This window comes from Pseudomonas sp. S2_F07 (genome assembly GCF_054668325.1).
Genome location: NZ_CP162758.1, coordinates 1,545,427 through 1,561,471, shown reverse-complemented (window position 1 = coordinate 1,561,471; position 16,045 = coordinate 1,545,427). Strand labels below are relative to the sequence as shown.

At 60.5% G+C, this 16,045-nt stretch carries 19 protein-coding genes; 8 read left to right on the top strand and 11 right to left on the bottom strand.

Annotation, left to right across the window (positions count from 1 at the left end):
* Positions 1 to 91: 91 nt before the first annotated feature.
* From AB4O40_RS07080 to AB4O40_RS07045, 8 genes are all read right to left on the bottom strand, one after another.
* Complete coding sequence (locus AB4O40_RS07080) at positions 92 to 1,093, bottom strand: glycosyl transferase family protein (protein WP_460055264.1); 1,002 nt, start codon at positions 1,091 to 1,093, stop codon at positions 92 to 94.
* A complete protein-coding gene (locus AB4O40_RS07075; protein WP_046037873.1) occupies positions 1,090 to 1,425 on the bottom strand; it encodes a TusE/DsrC/DsvC family sulfur relay protein in 336 nt (111 codons plus the stop codon). Before AB4O40_RS07075 ends, AB4O40_RS07080 begins: the two co-directional genes overlap by 4 nt.
* Positions 1,422 to 1,715, bottom strand: a complete 294-nt coding sequence (tusB, locus tag AB4O40_RS07070; protein WP_056723797.1) for a sulfurtransferase complex subunit TusB — start codon at positions 1,713 to 1,715, stop codon at positions 1,422 to 1,424. The genes AB4O40_RS07075 and tusB overlap by 4 nt, the downstream gene beginning before the upstream one ends.
* Positions 1,715 to 2,077: a sulfurtransferase complex subunit TusC gene (gene tusC, locus AB4O40_RS07065; protein WP_056723795.1), complete on the bottom strand. Its 363-nt coding sequence runs from the start codon at positions 2,075 to 2,077 to the stop codon at positions 1,715 to 1,717. Before tusC ends, tusB begins: the two co-directional genes overlap by 1 nt.
* A gap of 1 nt (position 2,078) precedes the next feature.
* Entirely contained in the window at positions 2,079 to 2,471 is a 393-nt protein-coding gene (gene tusD, locus AB4O40_RS07060; RefSeq protein ID WP_223541447.1) for a sulfurtransferase complex subunit TusD, read from the bottom strand.
* 200 nt (positions 2,472 to 2,671) lie between these two features.
* Positions 2,672 to 3,376: a YoaK family protein gene (locus AB4O40_RS07055; protein WP_056723793.1), complete on the bottom strand. Its 705-nt coding sequence runs from the start codon at positions 3,374 to 3,376 to the stop codon at positions 2,672 to 2,674.
* A gap of 25 nt (positions 3,377 to 3,401) precedes the next feature.
* Positions 3,402 to 3,731: a DUF6388 family protein gene (locus tag AB4O40_RS07050; RefSeq protein WP_223541439.1), complete on the bottom strand. Its 330-nt coding sequence runs from the start codon at positions 3,729 to 3,731 to the stop codon at positions 3,402 to 3,404.
* A 20-nt stretch (positions 3,732 to 3,751) separates the two neighbouring features.
* A complete protein-coding gene (locus AB4O40_RS07045) occupies positions 3,752 to 4,000 on the bottom strand; it encodes a hypothetical protein (RefSeq protein WP_008049352.1) in 249 nt (82 codons plus the stop codon).
* Between the two features lie 148 nt (positions 4,001 to 4,148).
* On the opposite strand from AB4O40_RS07045, the gene AB4O40_RS07040 reads away from it, so the two are divergent.
* The gene (locus tag AB4O40_RS07040) at positions 4,149 to 4,499 is read left to right on the top strand and encodes a hypothetical protein (protein WP_223541438.1); all 351 of its coding nucleotides are present in this window, start codon (positions 4,149 to 4,151) and stop codon (positions 4,497 to 4,499) included.
* Positions 4,500 to 4,643: 144 nt separating this feature from the next.
* Here AB4O40_RS07040 and AB4O40_RS07035 read toward each other — a convergent pair whose 3' ends face one another.
* A complete protein-coding gene (locus tag AB4O40_RS07035) occupies positions 4,644 to 5,069 on the bottom strand; it encodes a GNAT family N-acetyltransferase (RefSeq protein ID WP_223541437.1) in 426 nt (141 codons plus the stop codon).
* Between the two features lie 146 nt (positions 5,070 to 5,215).
* Here AB4O40_RS07035 and AB4O40_RS07030 point away from each other — a divergent pair, with 146 nt between their 5' ends.
* Entirely contained in the window at positions 5,216 to 5,653 is a 438-nt protein-coding gene (locus AB4O40_RS07030; RefSeq protein WP_056723785.1) for a hemerythrin domain-containing protein, read from the top strand.
* Positions 5,654 to 5,718: 65 nt separating this feature from the next.
* Positions 5,719 to 6,306 (top strand): NUDIX domain-containing protein, encoded by a 588-nt coding sequence (locus AB4O40_RS07025; RefSeq protein WP_223541435.1) that lies wholly within the window; start codon positions 5,719 to 5,721, stop codon positions 6,304 to 6,306.
* Positions 6,307 to 6,405: 99 nt separating this feature from the next.
* Here the strand turns inward: AB4O40_RS07025 and AB4O40_RS07020 are convergent, their stop codons facing one another.
* On the bottom strand, positions 6,406 to 6,918 hold the full coding sequence (locus tag AB4O40_RS07020; RefSeq protein WP_460055272.1) for a methylated-DNA--[protein]-cysteine S-methyltransferase: 513 nt from the start codon (positions 6,916 to 6,918) through the stop codon (positions 6,406 to 6,408).
* A gap of 136 nt (positions 6,919 to 7,054) precedes the next feature.
* On the opposite strand from AB4O40_RS07020, the gene ggt reads away from it, so the two are divergent.
* Both ggt and AB4O40_RS07010 read left to right on the top strand, forming a co-directional pair.
* On the top strand, positions 7,055 to 8,782 hold the full coding sequence (ggt, locus tag AB4O40_RS07015; protein ID WP_056723779.1) for a gamma-glutamyltransferase: 1,728 nt from the start codon (positions 7,055 to 7,057) through the stop codon (positions 8,780 to 8,782).
* A gap of 69 nt (positions 8,783 to 8,851) precedes the next feature.
* Positions 8,852 to 9,385, top strand: coding sequence for a cysteine hydrolase family protein (locus AB4O40_RS07010; protein ID WP_056723777.1), 534 nt, complete (start codon positions 8,852 to 8,854; stop codon positions 9,383 to 9,385).
* A 1,988-nt stretch (positions 9,386 to 11,373) separates the two neighbouring features.
* Here AB4O40_RS07010 and AB4O40_RS07005 read toward each other — a convergent pair.
* A complete protein-coding gene (locus tag AB4O40_RS07005) occupies positions 11,374 to 12,276 on the bottom strand; it encodes a LysR family transcriptional regulator (protein WP_056723776.1) in 903 nt (300 codons plus the stop codon).
* Positions 12,277 to 12,476: 200 nt separating this feature from the next.
* Between AB4O40_RS07005 and AB4O40_RS07000 the strand changes: the two genes are divergently transcribed.
* The 3 genes from AB4O40_RS07000 (at position 12,477) to AB4O40_RS06990 (ending at position 15,924) form a co-directional block, all read left to right on the top strand.
* Positions 12,477 to 13,976 carry a purine-cytosine permease family protein gene (locus AB4O40_RS07000; RefSeq protein ID WP_056723774.1) on the top strand — a complete coding sequence of 500 codons (1,500 nt, stop codon included), beginning with the start codon at positions 12,477 to 12,479 and terminating at the stop codon, positions 13,974 to 13,976.
* On the top strand, positions 13,973 to 14,815 hold the full coding sequence (locus AB4O40_RS06995; RefSeq protein WP_223541434.1) for a nitrilase family protein: 843 nt from the start codon (positions 13,973 to 13,975) through the stop codon (positions 14,813 to 14,815). The genes AB4O40_RS07000 and AB4O40_RS06995 overlap by 4 nt, the downstream gene beginning before the upstream one ends.
* An 86-nt stretch (positions 14,816 to 14,901) precedes the next feature.
* Complete coding sequence (locus tag AB4O40_RS06990; protein ID WP_056723771.1) at positions 14,902 to 15,924, top strand: helix-turn-helix transcriptional regulator; 1,023 nt, start codon at positions 14,902 to 14,904, stop codon at positions 15,922 to 15,924.
* Positions 15,925 to 16,045 lie beyond the last annotated feature (121 nt).

The following is a 16,045-nucleotide window of genomic DNA, read 5'->3' as shown; positions in this document are numbered from 1 at the left end:
GTTCAAGACTCCTGAAACCCATAATCGATGGAGTCGAGTCTATTCCGATGAGTTCGAACAAAAAGCGCAAAGATCGGGCGCGAATGATCGATTAAATCGATTTGTCCCGCGCCGCCCAGTATTTTTCAGCGGTTTCGAAGGCCTGTTCGCGGCTCTGTCCCAGGCCGCGCAGGGCCAAGGCCATGGTCGAGATCAGGGCCATTTGCGGGTAGCTGTCGACCACATCGCCACGCCAGACCGCTTTCAAATGTTCAGGATCAAGCGAGGCAGGCTTGACGTGACGCTGCGCCGACAACTGCGGCCATTCCTCGTCCCAGCTCTCGCCCCCGGTGGTGCCATACAGGTGACTGTCGGCGTCCGGGTTGATCTCGATCTCGCCGCCATCGCCTTTGACGACGATGGCAGTGTCACCCAGCAGGCCACTGGCATCGCGATGCACGGCCTGGTAACCCGGGTGGAAAATGCTCTGCAGGCCGCAGCGGGCGCCCAGCGGATTGAGAATCCGCGCCAGGGAGTGGATCGGCGAGCGTAGGCCCAGGGTGTTGCGCAGGTCGATCATCCGTTGCAGCTGTGGCGCCCAGTCCATCAAAGGCATGAAGGCCAGGCCGCCGTTATCCAGTGCCGAACCCACCTGTTGCCAGTTGCGGCACAGCGGGATGTTCAATTCGCCCAGCAGTTGCTCGCTGTACAAGCGACCGGCCGTGTGGGCGCCGCCGCCGTGCATGAAAATCCGCACGCCGTTTTGCGCCAGGCACTTGGCTGCCAGCAGATACCACGGCAGGTGCCGCTTCTTGCCGGCATAGGTCGGCCAGTCCAGATCCACCGCCAGCGCCGGAGGATTCAGGCGTTCGCGCAAGGCTTCGCTGAAGCCCGCCATCTCTTGCGCGCTTTCTTCCTTGTGTCGCAACAACATCAGGAATGCGCCGAGCTGGGTCTCCTCGACTTTTTCATCGAGCACCAGGCCCATGGCCTCGCGGGCCTCGACCCGGGTCAGGTCACGGGCGCCGCGCTTGCCTTTGCCAAGGATCCGCACGAACTGGGCGAACGGGTGCTCGGCGGGCGTTTCGAGTGTCAGTGCTGGGTAGTCGGTCATAAGCAATTCGTCGGTTTGGGCAGGCCCGCCAGTTTCGCGGCGAGTTTGGCGGGAGTGCCTTTGAACAGTCGGTTCAGGTGCAGGCTGTTGCCTTTTTCCGGGCCGAGTTTCAGGGCGGTGTACTTGATCAACGGGCGGGTGGCCGGTGACAGCTGGAATTCGGCGTAGAAACTGCGCAGCAGTTCGAGGACTTCCCAGTGTTCGGGCGTCAACTCGATGTCTTCGGCCGCCGCCAGGGCACTGGCCACGTCGGCGGACCAGTCACTCAGTTCGACCAGGAAACCGTCCTTGTCCAGTTCGATGGCGCGGGCGCCGACCGTCAATGCATTCATAGCCAACTGTTGACCTTGTCGTAGTGGATCGACAGTTCGACGAAGGCCGGGTAATCGATAGCTTTGGCCCAGTCTGGAACCGCAAGCGCACGGGCCTGGGCATCTTCAGCCAGCACGAACAGCTTCAGGCCGCGTGCGCTGAGCGCCGTGAACGGCGCGGTGCCTGGCTGCAACGCGTAGGCGGCATCACCGGACAACAGCAACCCGTCGTTGGCGCCGATCACGCGCAGGCAACTGGTCAGGCGTTCGTCGCCGAACGGGGAATGAGACAACACATGCAAAGTCGACATCAGAGGGTGATCACCTGGTCGTAACGGTCAATGAGGGCGGTGATTTCGTGGGCGGCCAACACCTGGGCTTCTTGCAGTGACAGGCCGCTCGGGTCCAGGCCGCGCTGGGTAATGCTGTCGCCGCAGGCAAACAATTCCTCGACACCGAACATCGGCAGGGCTTGCAGGTTGGCGCTCAGGTCTTTCTGTTGCAGGGCCTTGGCGTCCTGGCTGACGGCCAGCTGGAACACGCCGTCATCGAGAAACAGCAGGCCGATCGGCAGGTCGAAGGCGCCCCCGGCCAGCACGATATCCAGCGCTTCCCGCGCGCCCGGGCCGGACCAGGGCGACTGGCGGCTGATGATCAATATGGATTTGGCCATGTCATGCGCCTCCGAAACAGATCAGACGGTCGGCATCCTGCGCGGCGTCATGCAACTGGCCGAGGCCGGACAATTCCCACGGCGCGCCGACGGCAACCGCCTCGCGCTGATAGCGCCGGGCTTCTTCCTCGTTCAACACGCCACGACGCAGGGCAGCGGCGATGCATACCACGCCATCGAGTTGATGGTCGCTGACAAAGGCGTGCCATTGCCTGGGCAAGTCCAATTCATCCTGGGGCGTGACCACGCTGGCGGACGCGTTGTAGACGCCGTCCTGATAGAAAAACAGCCGGACAATCTCGTGCCCGCCGGCCAGCGCGGCTTGGGCGAACAACAGGGCGCGGCGCGAGGAGGGCGCATGGGCGGCGGAAAATACGGCGATGGCGAACTTCATGGTGCACTCGATCAGCGAAACTGCGGCCATGATAAAGCTTTATCGGCGGGGCAGCTAAATCGATGTTGTCTATTCTGGCCCCATCGCGAGCAAGCTCGCTCCCACAATTGTTTCGTGGTGGATTTCAATTTTGTATTCGACACCGATCCCCTGTGGGAGCGAGCTTGCTCGCGATGAGGGCCGCATAGGCACCGCCAAGCTCAGCGCGGCATATACCCCAACTGCCAGCGCCGCGGGATCTTCAACGACAACACCGCGAGCCCGGCAGCCAGCAGGCCGCTGGCATACAACGCCTTGAGCCCCAGGTGATGTTCCAGCACGGCACCGAGTACCGCGCCGGCGAACATGCCGGTCCAGGGGATCAGTTGCACGCGCCAGCCGTTACGGCGCTCGCCGAGCATCCAGCGGCCCAGCCCGCGGCCGAAACGCGACAGGGCGCCGGTGACGTAAGTCAGGCCAACCGGCAGGCCGTTCACTTCTTCCACCGCGGCGTTGAGCATGCCCATTGCGATGATCGCCGCCAGCAGGGCCGGCAGTTGCTCGTCATAAGGCCAGGCTGCGGCGGCGCACAGCAGGGCGGTAATGCACAGCAACAAGGGCAGGGCCCGGCGTCTGCCTAGGCGGCTGACGATAATGCCCAGCGCGTTACCGACGATGAAGGTGGCGACGAGGATCATCAGGCGCAGGGTCAACCCAAGGTCGCCAGCACTGATGGCGACCGCCATCCGGGTGGTATTGCCACTCATGAACGAGACGAAGTCGCCGCTGGCCATGAAGCCGATGGCGTCGGTCATGCCGGCGAGCACCGAGAGCATGGCCACCAGGCTCAGGCCTATGCGTCCGCGCCATTTCTGCGTGTGCAAGTGACCGGGGCTGGCGTGGGTCCTGGCGGTGTTGGGTAGCATCGGGGACGGTATCCTTGAACAGTGCTTAGGGTTTTATCCCATTCAACTCGCAATATTCCAGCCAGTCCATGCCGGCCATTTCCGCTACTTCCCGGTGCACTTCCAGGCGCTGCGCTTCGTACTCCTGGGGTGTGGTGGTGGTTAACTGCAACGTCAGTTCCCAGGCGAACAACTGCTGGCGTTCTGCTTCGGCTTCAAACGCTTCGTGCAGCCGTTCCTCGCGATACTGAGCCGCCGTTTCACCCTTGGCCTGAGCCAACAGCGGGTTGAGGTGGTCGAGTTCTTCGCGCAACTCGGGGCGCTCATCGAGAAACCTCTTGAGTGCTTGCTCATGCTGCAGTTCGGTTGCCGCCATGGTCGCTCCTTGAGAACGGATTACGAGGATTGCTTCTTGCCAGCCTTGGCCGCTGCCGCCAGGCATTCGAGGGCAAACTGTTCGGTGTAGGTCATCTGGATCGGCGTGGTTTCGCCTTTGACGGTTCTTTCGCCATCGAGGATGTAGCGAATCCGCTTGTCGGTGACGCCGATTCGCTTGGCAATCCAGGAAGGCGTCTGACCGATCTGGCTGATCAGCTTGTCAGCATATTCAGTGCTCGGTTTGTAGAACTCGGCATTAGGTGTCATCAGGTTTCCAGTCAGGGGTGCGATGGAGCGTTATTGGCGCGACAGGGTGCGCGAATCGTTGCGCGCTGTCGCGGTATAAATGCAGTAAAGCAGAACGATACGGGCTGCCGGGGTGATAAAGTCCGCTTTTTCCCGATGAGTGAATGCAATGCGAATTCTGATGGTGGCGCTGGCCGTGACGTTGCTGGCCGGATGCGCCGGCTCGGCAATGAACGAGGCCCGCACCAAGGCCCCGTACAAGACCCTGAACTCGGAAAAACCGGGAAAAGACGTCGCCCAGTGCGTGCAGTTTTCCTGGCAGGACGAAGCCGTGTTCGGCGTCGATGCCGCTGCCTATCTGCAACCGGGGGAGAAGGGCGGCACGACCGTTTACACCCGTTCGGCGGAGTCCTTTGTCGATGTGACCACCGATGCCTCGGGCACGGTGTTGAACTACTACGCACAGAAAGACGATTTCGTGGCCAAGCGCCGGTTGGCGGCGTTGGCGACTTGCCTGTGATTTGAAGGCTAACGCAAGTCCCTTGTGGGAGCGGGCTTGCTCGCGAAGGCGGCTGGTCAGTCAGTATTGATGTCGACTGACCCACCGCTTTCGCGAGCAAGCCGGATCGCCGCGCCGCCGCTCCCACATTGGTTTTTGTTTTGATCAGTAGCTCAGGCGCTTCTGGAAGAAGAAGTGCTTGTGGCCTGGCGGGTAATCGGCAATGTGCCCGATCTCGCTGTAGCCGCATTTCTTGTAGAACCCAGGCGCCTGGAATTCAAAGGTGTCGAGCCACAGCCCGACGCAACGCCGTTCCCGCGCCAGGTCTTCGGCCATCTGCATCAGTTTCGAACCCAGGCCCTGTCCCCGCGCCTGTTCCGGCACCACCAGCAAGTCGATGTACAGCCACTGGTAAAACAATCGGCCATGCAGGCCACCGAGGATCTCGTCGTTGTCGTCGCGCACCAGCAAGGCGATGTGCTCGGGCACGTTACCTTCGGCCTTCGAGCCATTGTAGGCGCGCAAGGGTTTGAGGATGGCCTGGCGTTGTTCATCCGTGGGGTTTTGCGACAATTCGATACGCAGGTTCATGGCTATATCCTTATGGCAGTGAAACCGCAGCCTAGCGTGGTCGCCGCCAATGTTCCATCAGCACAAAGCAGGTTGAACCGTCGCCTGCGCGCAGATGTCACTCATTAGTACGCGTCATTCCAGAGTGCGACCGATGAGGACACGCCGTGAATATCTTCGAAGCCCTGCGCGAAAGCCATGAACGTCAACGTACTTACGCCAAAGCCCTGATCCACACCAGCGGCGACAGCCCCGAACGCGTCGAGGCCTACAAGCAACTCAAGTCTGAATTGCAAGCTCACGCCACGGCCGAAGAGCGGTATTTCTACATCCCGTTGATGGAGTTCGACAACGGTGTCGACCTCAGTCGTCATGGCATCGCCGAACATCACGAAATGGACGAAATGATGGAGGCGCTGGATGACACCGAGATGTCCAGTCCGGCTTGGCTCGTGACCGCGAAGAAACTCTCGGAGAAGGTGCATCACCACCTTGAGGAAGAAGAGCAGAAGTTCTTCCAGATGGCTGGCAAACTGCTCGACGACAAACAGAAAGAGTCGTTGGCCGGACAATACGAGAAGGAGTACAAGGCGCAACTTGACTGAGGGGGAAAGGCTGTGCGTTTTCACTTAACATGTGGACCCTCAGACAAATAACAGGACGCGTTGTCATGTCGAACACGGCCGAGCGGGTCAATATCCTGGAGTCTCAGGTGTTGTCCCACGACTGGTACCTGCTCAAGAAAATCACCTTCGATTACCAACGCAACAACGGCGAATGGCAACGCCAGGTCCGCGAGGTCTACGACCGAGGCAATGGCGCGGCGATTCTCCTGTACAACCGCGAAAATAAAACCGTGGTACTGACCCGGCAATTTCGCTTGCCGGTGTTCGTCAACGGTCACGATGGGCTGTTGATCGAAGTCGCGGCGGGCCTGCTGGAAGGCGCGGCGCCTGAAGACCGCATCCGCGATGAGGCCGAGGAAGAGACGGGTTACCTCGTGCACCATGTGCAGAAGGTCTTCGAGGCATACATGAGCCCCGGGTCGGTGACGGAAAAACTGCACTTCTTCATTGCCGAATACGATGCGAAGTCGAAAGTCAGCGACGGTGGCGGCCTGGAGTCGGAAACCGAAGAACTGGAAGTGCTGGAGTGGGCGTTCGACGACGCGCTCGAAGCGTTTTACCGCGGCGAAATCTGCGATGCAAAGACCATCATGTTGTTGCAGTATGCGGCGATGAAAAACCTCTTCAATTAAACGCAATCTCCCGTAGGAGCTGCCGTAGGCTGCGATCTTTTGATCTTGCTTTTGAAAAGCACAGTCAAAAGATCGCAGCCTGCGGCAGCTCCTACAAGATCAAAAGCCTGGGAACCGTGCGGTGCCAGGCCTTTGCCCACCTTCAAGTGTGAGCAACAACGCCTTCGCCTCAAGCCCGCCGGCAAACCCGGTGAGCTTGCCCGACGCGCCTATCACCCGATGACAGGGCGCCACGATCGAAATCGGGTTCCTGCCATTCGCCGCACCCACTGCCCTGACCGCCGCCGGGTTGCCGATCTGTTCGGCGATCTGGCTGTAGCTGCGGGTCTCGCCGAACGGGATGGTCAGCAGCGCCGCCCAGACCTTCTTCTGGAATTGCGTACCGGCAAAATCCAGCTCCAGTTCGAAGCGATCGCGACTGCCGGAAAAATACTCGCGCAACTGCGCAGCCGTGCGCACCAGGATCGGGTTGTCCGGCGCTTCGCTCATCGGCCCCAGGCGCACCCGCCCGGGTTTGTCGTTTTCCCAGAGGATGGCCGCCAGTCGTGAACCGTTCGCGACCAGCTTCAACTGGCCCACGGGTGAATCCACGGTGGTGCAGGTATAGGTCATGCCAGGGCTCGCGCAAAATTGCTGAACAGGTGTTAAGGATACTGCCTCGACGGGGAGGCGCAATACGTAATCCCGACCATACTTGGCTACGGCTTTTGAAACGTTCCCCTGTTTAATGACAAGAAGAGACCGACTCATGAAGTACGAACCTTTTGCCAAATCGCTGATTGCGACCTCGTTGGCGCTCAGCTGCCTGACCGCCCATGCCGCCTCGGTGGCCCCGGCTACCGGGGAAAACGGCATGGTGGTCACGGCCCAGCACCTGGCCAGCCATGTGGGCGTGGATGTGCTCAAGAACGGCGGCAACGCCGTGGATGCGGCGGTCGCGGTCGGCTATGCGCTGGCGGTGGTTTACCCCGCGGCAGGCAACCTCGGCGGCGGTGGTTTCATGACCATTCAACTGGCGGACGGGCGCAAGACCTTCCTCGACTTCCGTGAAAAAGCGCCGCTGGCCGCTACCGCCAACATGTACCTGGACAAGGAGGGCAACGTCGTTCCCGACCTGAGTACCCGTGGCCACCTGGCCGTGGGCGTGCCAGGCACCGTGTCGGGCATGGAACTGGCGCTGTCCAAGTACGGCACCAAGCCGCGCAAGGAAATCATCGCCCCGGCCATCAAGCTGGCCGAAGACGGTTTCGTGCTGGAGCAGGGGGATGTCGATCTGCTGGACTACGCCACCGACATGTTCAAGAAGGACATCAAGGATTCCGGCGCGATCTTCCTGAGCAAAGGCGAGCCGATGCAGGTCGGCCAGAAACTGGTGCAAAAGGACCTGAGCAAGACCTTGCGGGAGATCTCCGAGAAAGGCGCCGACGGTTTCTATAAAGGTTGGGTGGCGGACGCCATCGTCACCTCTAGCCAGGCCAACAAGGGCATCATCACCCAGGCCGACCTCGACAAATACAAGACCCGTGAACTGGCGCCCATCGAGTGTGACTACCGTGGCTACCACGTGGTTTCCGCACCGCCACCGAGCTCCGGCGGCGTGGTGATCTGCGAGATCATGAACATCCTCGAAGGCTATCCGATGAAGGACCTGGGCTACCACTCGGCCCAGGGCATGCACTATCAGATCGAGGCGATGCGCCACGCCTATGTGGACCGCAACAGCTACCTGGGCGACCCGGACTTCGTGAAGAACCCGATTGCCCACCTGCTGGATAAAAACTACGCGACCAAGCTGCGCGACGCGATCAAGCCACAAAAAGCCGCGATATCCAGCGAACTCAAGCCCGGTGTAGCGCCCCATGAAGGCAACAACACCACCCATTACTCCATCGTCGACAAGTGGGGCAACGCGGTGTCGGTGACCTACACCCTCAACGACTGGTTCGGTGCCGGCGTGATGGCGAGCAAGACCGGAGTCATCCTCAACGATGAAATGGACGACTTCACCTCGAAGATCGGCGTACCGAACATGTACGGCCTGGTGCAGGGCGAGGCCAACGCCATCGCGCCCGGCAAGGCGCCGCTGTCGTCCATGAGCCCGACCATCGTCACCAAGGACGGCAAAGTGGTGATGGTGGTCGGCACTCCGGGTGGCAGCCGCATCATTACCGCGACCTTGTTGACCATGCTCAACGTGATCGACTACGGCATGAACATCCAGGAAGCGGTGGATGCGCCGCGTTTCCACCAGCAGTGGCTACCGGAGGAAACCAACCTGGAAGCCTTCACCACCAGCCCGGACACGGTGAAAATCCTCGAGAGCTGGGGCCACAAGTTCGCCGGTCCACAGGATGCCAACCACTTGGCGGCGATCCTGGTCGGCGCGCCGTCCCTGGGTGGCAAGCCGGTAGGCAAGAACCGTTTCTACGGGGCGAACGACCCACGGCGTAACACCGGGTTGTCGCTGGGTTATTGAGGGTTGTGTCCGGAGGGGGACGGGCTTATGTTCGTCCCCTGATCCATCGACAATTCAAGGAAGGAAATCATGACCACTGCGTTGTTAATCATCGACGTCCAACAGGCTTTGTGTTCCGGTGAATACGAGTGCTTCGAGATTGGACGGGTCATCAACACCATCAACGACCTTTCTGCCCGGGCGCGCAAGGCGGGCGTGCCCGTGGTGCTGATCCAGCACGAAGAAGCGGGCAGCCCGCTGGCGCATGAGGCTGCCGGCTGGCAACTGGCCGACGGGCTGGAAACCACGCCCAAGGACCACCGCGTACGCAAGACCACCGGGGATTCGTTCTACCAGACCAACCTGCAAAAACTGTTGCCGAAGGAGGACTTCGAGCGCCTGGTCATCTGTGGCCTGCAGACCGACTATTGCGTCAACGCCACCGTGCGCCAGGCCCTGAAACTGGGTTACGACGTGGTGCTGGCGGGCGACGCGCATTCCACCGTCGACAACGGCAACCTGACCGCCGAAGACATCATCGCCGAGCACAACAAGGACCTGGCGCACCTCACCGGTTCCGTGGCGCGGATCGATGTGGTCCCGGCCAAGGACATCCACTTCTGAACCCACCCTGTTTCCCTGTGGGAGCGAGCCTGCTCGCGATGATGCCAGCACATTCAACATTGATGCTGGCTGACTTACCGCTATCGCGAGCAAGCTCGCTCCCACAGTAATCCCGGTTGTTCGCAGATGTTGCGTACACCCACTAACCCCTGTGGGAGCGAGCTTGCTCGCGATGACGTCATTACAGCCAGCATTGATATTGATTGACCCACCGCCATCGCGAGCAAGCTCGCTCCCACAGTAATTTCGGTCGCTGGCAGATTTCGCGTACACCCACTAACCCCTGTGGGAGCGAGCTTGCTCGCGATGACGTCATTACAGCCAGCATTGATATTGATTGACCCACCGCCATCGCGAGCAAGCTCGCTCCCACAGTAATTTCGGTCGCTGGCAGATTTCGTGTACACCCACTAACCCCTGTGGGAGCGAGCTTGCTCGCGATGACGTCATTACAGCCAGCATTGATATTGATTGACCCACCGCCATCGCGAGCAAGCTCGCTCCCACAGTAATTTCGGTCGCTGGCAGATTTCGCGTACACCCACTAACCCCTGTGGGAGCGAGCTTGCTCGCGATGACGTCATTACAGCCAGCATTGATATTGATTGACCCACCGCCATCGCGAGCAAGCTCGCTCCCACAGTAATTTCGGTCGCTGGCAGATTTCGTGTACACCCACTAACCCCTGTGGGAGCGAGCTTGCTCGCGATGACGTCATTACAGCCAGCATTGATATTGATTGACCCACCGCCATCGCGAGCAAGCTCGCTCCCACAGTAATTTCGGTCGCTGGCAGATTTCGTGTACACCCACTAACCCCTGTGGGAGCGAGCTTGCTCGCGATGACGTCATTACAGCCAGCATTGATATTGATTGACCCACCGCCATCGCGAGCAAGCTCGCTCCCACAGTAATTCCGGTCGCTGGCAGATTTCGTGTACACCCACTAACCCCTGTGGGAGCGAGCTTGCTCGCGATGACGTCATTACAGCCAGCATTGATATTGATTGACCCACCGCCATCGCGAGCAAGCTCGCTCCCACAGTAATTTCGGTCGCTGGCAGATTTCGCGTACACCCACTAACCCCTGTGGGAGCGAGCTTGCTCGCGATGACGTCATTACAGCCAGCATTGATATTGATTGACCCACCGCCATCGCGAGCAAGCTCGCTCCCACAGTAATTTCGGTCGCTGGCAGATTTCGTGTACACCCACTAACCCCTGTGGGAGCGAGCTTGCTCGCGATGACGTCATTACAGCCAGCATTGATATTGATTGACCCACCGCCATCGCGAGCAAGCTCGCTCCCACAGTAATTCCGGTCGCTGGCAGAATTTCGCGTACACCCACTAACCCCTGTGGGAGCGAGCTTGCTCGCGATGACGTCATTACAGCCAGCATTGATATTGATTGACCCACCGCTATCGCGAGCAAGCTCGCTCCCACAGTAATTTCGGTCGCTGGCAGATTTCGTGTACACCCACTAACCCCTGTGGGAGCGAGCTTGCTCGCGATGACGTCATTACAGCCAGCATTGATATTGATTGACCCACCGCCATCGCGAGCAAGCTCGCTCCCACAGTAATTTCGGTCGCTGGCAGATTTCGCGTACACCCACTAACCCCTGTGGGAGCGAGCTTGCTCGCGATGACGTCATTACAGCCAGCATTGATATTGATTGACCCACCGCCATCGCGAGCAAGCTCGCTCCCACAGTAATTTCGGTCGCTGGCAGATTTCGTGTACACCCACTAACCCCTGTGGGAGCGAGCTTGCTCGCGATGACGTCATTACAGCCAGCATTGATATTGATTGACCCACCGCTATCGCGAGCAAGCTCGCTCCCACAGTAATTTCGGTCGCTGGCAGAATTTCGCGTACACCCACTAACCCCTGTGGGAGCGAGCTTGCTCGCGATGACGTCATTACAGCCAGCATTGATATTGATTGACCCACCGCCATCGCGAGCAAACTCGCTCCCAAAGGACTTACACCGCTCCGAAAATCTCGATCAGCTCATTCAGAAACGCGCTCACCAGATCCCGCTGCCGCGCCGAATGCCGCACCGCCGCGTGAAAGCTGACTTCATAGCGCAACAGGTCCGGGTTCAGCGGGTGTAGCTGCCCCAGCTGTTCATGGCGGGTCGCGTAGTGCTGCGGCAGAAACCCCAGGTGCTGGCCGGACAGGATCAGCAGGGCTGCGCCGTCCATGCTGTCGGTGAGCACGGTCAGGCGTTCGATGGACGTGGGGGCCGGCATTTCCGGCAGGGGATGGCTCGGCCAGACCCAGTCGAACCCGCTGACATCGTCGCGGGTCAGCGCGCCGACTTGCCCGAACAGCGGGTGCGAGGGCGCGCAGTAGGCAATCTGGGTTTCCGGGAACAGCGGGAAATAATCGATGCTGGGCAAGCGATGCCAGAAGTAACCGATGGCCAGGTCGATATGGCCGTTGATGATTTTTTCTTCCAGCAGCGACGATGACAGCTCGGTGAAATGGAAGTACAAGCCCTCGTGCCGTGCCCGCAAACGGGCAATGGCCTGGCCGATTTTCCTGTTCGCCACCGGATCGATTTGCCCCAGCAGGCCGATGTTGATGCTGCCCGAGACTTTGCGGTTGATGTGCTGCACCTCGACCCGAAAGCCTTCGGCCGCCGCCAGCAAGCGCCGGGCCGCGTCGATGAACTGAGTGCCTTTGGGCGTTACCGAAAACCCGCCGCGCCCGCGTTCGCACAAGCGGAAACCAACCCGGGCTTCGAGCGTTGCCAGCTGCGCGCTGATCGTGGGTTGCGTGGTGTTGAGGGCGGTTTGCGCCGCCGAGATGCCGCCCGCTTCGACGACGGTCAGAAATACCCGGATCAGGCGCAGATCCAGCTCCGTTACAGTTCCCAGCATGGGGGGCTCCCGATTCTCGCTTACATAGATGCTGATCTATGTGAACAGTGTGCCTGCGATATTTTATTGCCCGGACTCACGCCCTACATTGCCGTGAAACCAGCGTCATCGTCAGCTTTTTCTGGAGTTTCACCTGAACTGGACGTCGTAGCGAGCGCTGTACCCACAAAAACAACAAACAACAGCATAGGAACAATCGTATGTCAGGTTCCCCAGTGTCTGCGCACGCCACCGAGGCGAGCGGCGGGTTGGCCATCGAAGGCCACTCCATCGACTACATCCCGGAAAACGAACGTCACGCCAAACTCAGCAGTCAGGGGCCTTTCTGGTTCCTGGGCAATTTCCACTTCTTCACCATCTCCATAGGTTTTGTCGGCCCGAGCCTCGGCTTGTCGGCACTGTGGACCATGCTGGCCGGTGCCCTGGGCATTATGTTCGGCACCATTTTCATGGCGTTCCACGGCTCCCAGGGCCCGGAAATGGGCCTGCCGCAGATGATCCAGTCCCGCGCCCAGTTCGGCTATCGCGGGGTGATCCTGGCGTTGATGGCGACGATGTTTGTGTTCGTCGGTTTCAACGTGGTGAACATCTCGCTGATCATGAATGGCCTGGAGCATGTGTTCGGCATTGACCCGACCCTCGTCGCCGTTGCTGTGGTGCTGATCGGCGCATTGTTGTCGATCTACGGCCACGACCTGATGCACAAGGCCTTCAAGTGGGCCTTGCTGGCGACCTTGCCGCTGTATGCACTGGTGACCATCGCCCTGATGTTCGGCGCGGGCCAGGAAGGCGTCACGCCGGCGACCGACCTGGGCTTCAACTGGGTGGCCTTCGCCACGCTGTTCGCCATCGGTGCCAGCTACAACATTTCCTATGCCCCCTACGTGTCTGACTATTCCCGCTACCTGCCGAAAAACACCAGCCGGGCAAAACTGATCGCGGCGGTGTTCATCGGTGCCTCGTTGTCCGGCAGCTGGATGATCGGCCTCGGCGCCTGGCTGGCCCAGGAGCTCAAAGCAGCGGATGCACTGGTGGCGTTGAACCAGGTCGGCTCCTCGATGGTGCCGGGGCTGGGCAATCTGCTGGTGATCGTCTCGGTGGCGGGCTTCCTGCCGATCATCGCCCTCAACACCTACAGCGCCATGCTGACGCTGCTGACCGGTGTCGACTCGATCAGGAAAATCACCCCGACACCCCGCGCCCGCGTGCTGTCGATCAGTGTGATCAGCGTGATTCTGTTGACCTGCGTGCTGTCGATCAAAGGTGACGGCATCGCGCTGTTGAACACCTTCCTGGTGTTGTTGCTGTACTTCCTCGTGCCGTGGACCGCCGTCAACCTGGTGGACTACTTCTTCGTGCGCAAGGGCCGTTATGCGATACCGCATTTCTTCACGCCAAACGGCATCTACGGCGCCTGGCAATTTCGCGGCATCGTCTCGTACCTGATCGGCTTCGCCGCGATGGTGCCGTTCTTCTACATCTACGATGCCGCCGCCGGCAAAGAGGTGTTCGTCGGCCCGCTAGCGCGAGTGCTGGAAGGCGTGGACATCGCCTGGCTGGTAGGCCTGGTGGTTTCGGGGCTGACCTACTACCTGCTCAGCCGCTCGATTGATCTGGCCGCCGAACGCCGGGTGATCGATGCGCTCAGCGAGAGCGACATTGTCGCCATGACCCATTCATCTGCGGAGGCAGGGCGTTGAACAGCGCAAAAAATACCGTGGTCGCCTGCTGCCAACTGGCACCGAAAATCGGCGACCTGGCCTATAACCGCACGCTCACCGAACGCGCGATTCGCCAGGCAGCCTTACAGGGCGCCCAGGTCGTGGTGCTGCCCGAGCTGGTGCAGAGCGGCTATCTGTTTGCCGACCGCTTTGAGGCGCTGTCGCTGGCGGAAACAACAGATGGCCCGACCTTGCAACTGTGGCAGGCCCTGGCCCGTGAGCTGAACCTGGTGATCGTCGGCGGTTTTTGCGAGCGCCTGCCCGGCGACGAACTGGCCAACAGCGCGGCGATGATCGACGCCAATGGCCTGCGCGCGGTGTATCGCAAGGCCCATCTGTGGGATGCCGAGAAGGACATCTTCACGGCTGGCGATGCGCCACCGCCGGTGGTCGAAACGCTGCATGGACGGTTGGGCATGCTGATTTGCTACGACCTGGAATTCCCCGAGTGGGTGCGTCTACCGGCGCTGGCCGGGGCCGATCTGCTGTGTGCGCCGGTCAACTGGCCCGACGGTCCGCGGCCGCAGACCGAGCGCCCGGCCGAAGTGCTGCGGGTGCAGGCCAATGCCTCGGTCAACCGCATGTTCATCGCCGCCTGTGATCGCTATGGCCATGAGCGCGGGGTCGGCTGGGTCCAGGGTTCGGTCATCGTCGACGCCGACGGCTACCCGTTGGCCGGGCCCGCGGAGCAGGGCGGCGAGCAGATGTTGCTGGCCACGCTGAACCTTACCGAAGCGCGCAACAAGCGCATCAGCGCGCGCAATGATCTGCACAAGGACCGCCGGCCGCAGCTGTACGGGCTGCACAGCACCTTGTAAGCATTGATGTCATTGCGTGCTGGACGCCCATCACGGGCCATGGCATCGTCGAAACGAAAAGCCATGCAGTGAACGGGATCGCAATGATGGGGGAGGGAAATAAAGTCGACGGTGACGCGACGATGGTCACGCTCAAGGCGTTCAATCATTGCGTATTGCACCTTGGCCGGCTGGCGCGGGAGAGCGGGGCGTCGCGATTCATCGCCGATGGCCTGCAGGCATTCGCTCAACTGGTGCCCTTCGCGTCTGCCTGGTGGGGGGAGATGTCGACGCCAGGCCCTGATGTCCCCCCTCAGAGCTGGATGCACGGCAGCATCAATCTCCCCGAATCCTTTGCCGCCGAATGGCATCCGGTGGCGGCAAACGACCAGTTCTCCCACGCCACGCTCAATCGTCCCGGTGAGGTGGTGCGCGACAACGGTTTCAACGACCCGTGCGAAGCCGTCAACGATTTCGCCCGGCGCTACGATCTCTACCACTTGATGAGCATCACCTATGAGCTGCCCGAAAGCGGCTTGATGTTTTTCGTCTGCCTCTACCGTGGCCAGCATGAACAGGCATTCGAGGAGCATGAAGCCGAGCTGTTTTCGGCGTTCTGCGATCACCTGTTCCAGCTGTGGCGGTTCCAGGTGCAGGACATGATTCGCTTCGATAGCGAAAACGGCGCGAGTGATTTTGGCGTCGCGCGCATGGACGGCAGCCTGTTGTATGTGGGCGCCAGGTTGTGCGCCGCCATTCAACGGGAATTACCCGGCTGGAGCGGTTCAATGCTGCCGGGCGAGGTGATCGCGCAACTGGCGAAGGCGCCCTGCGTGATCCGCCTGGGCCGCTGCGCCCTGACCCTGAGCCCCAACGCCGGACACGTCATCCTGTCCCTTGAAGCACCGTCGGGTGGGGACGGTTTGGCGCCACGGGAGCGCACGGCAGCGATGCTGTTCGCCGCCGGGCACTCCTACAAGGAAATCGCCAAAATGCTCGCCCTGAGCCCCGCGACCGTGCGCACTTATTTGCGCAATTGCTACTTGCAGCTGGGTGTGAAAAGCAAGGTGGAACTGGGCTCGGCGCTGCGTTCACCGGGTGCGCTGGCGGAGTCCGTGCGCCGGGATTAATCCCAGTCGTTTCAATTATTTGCCTTACCCCTCCTCATTTGCAGAGGTCCATTCGAACGCTGCGCCCTATAGGGTAGGCCCTGTCTATCAGGGGCCGGCGCAGTCGCTTCGGGCCGCTTCA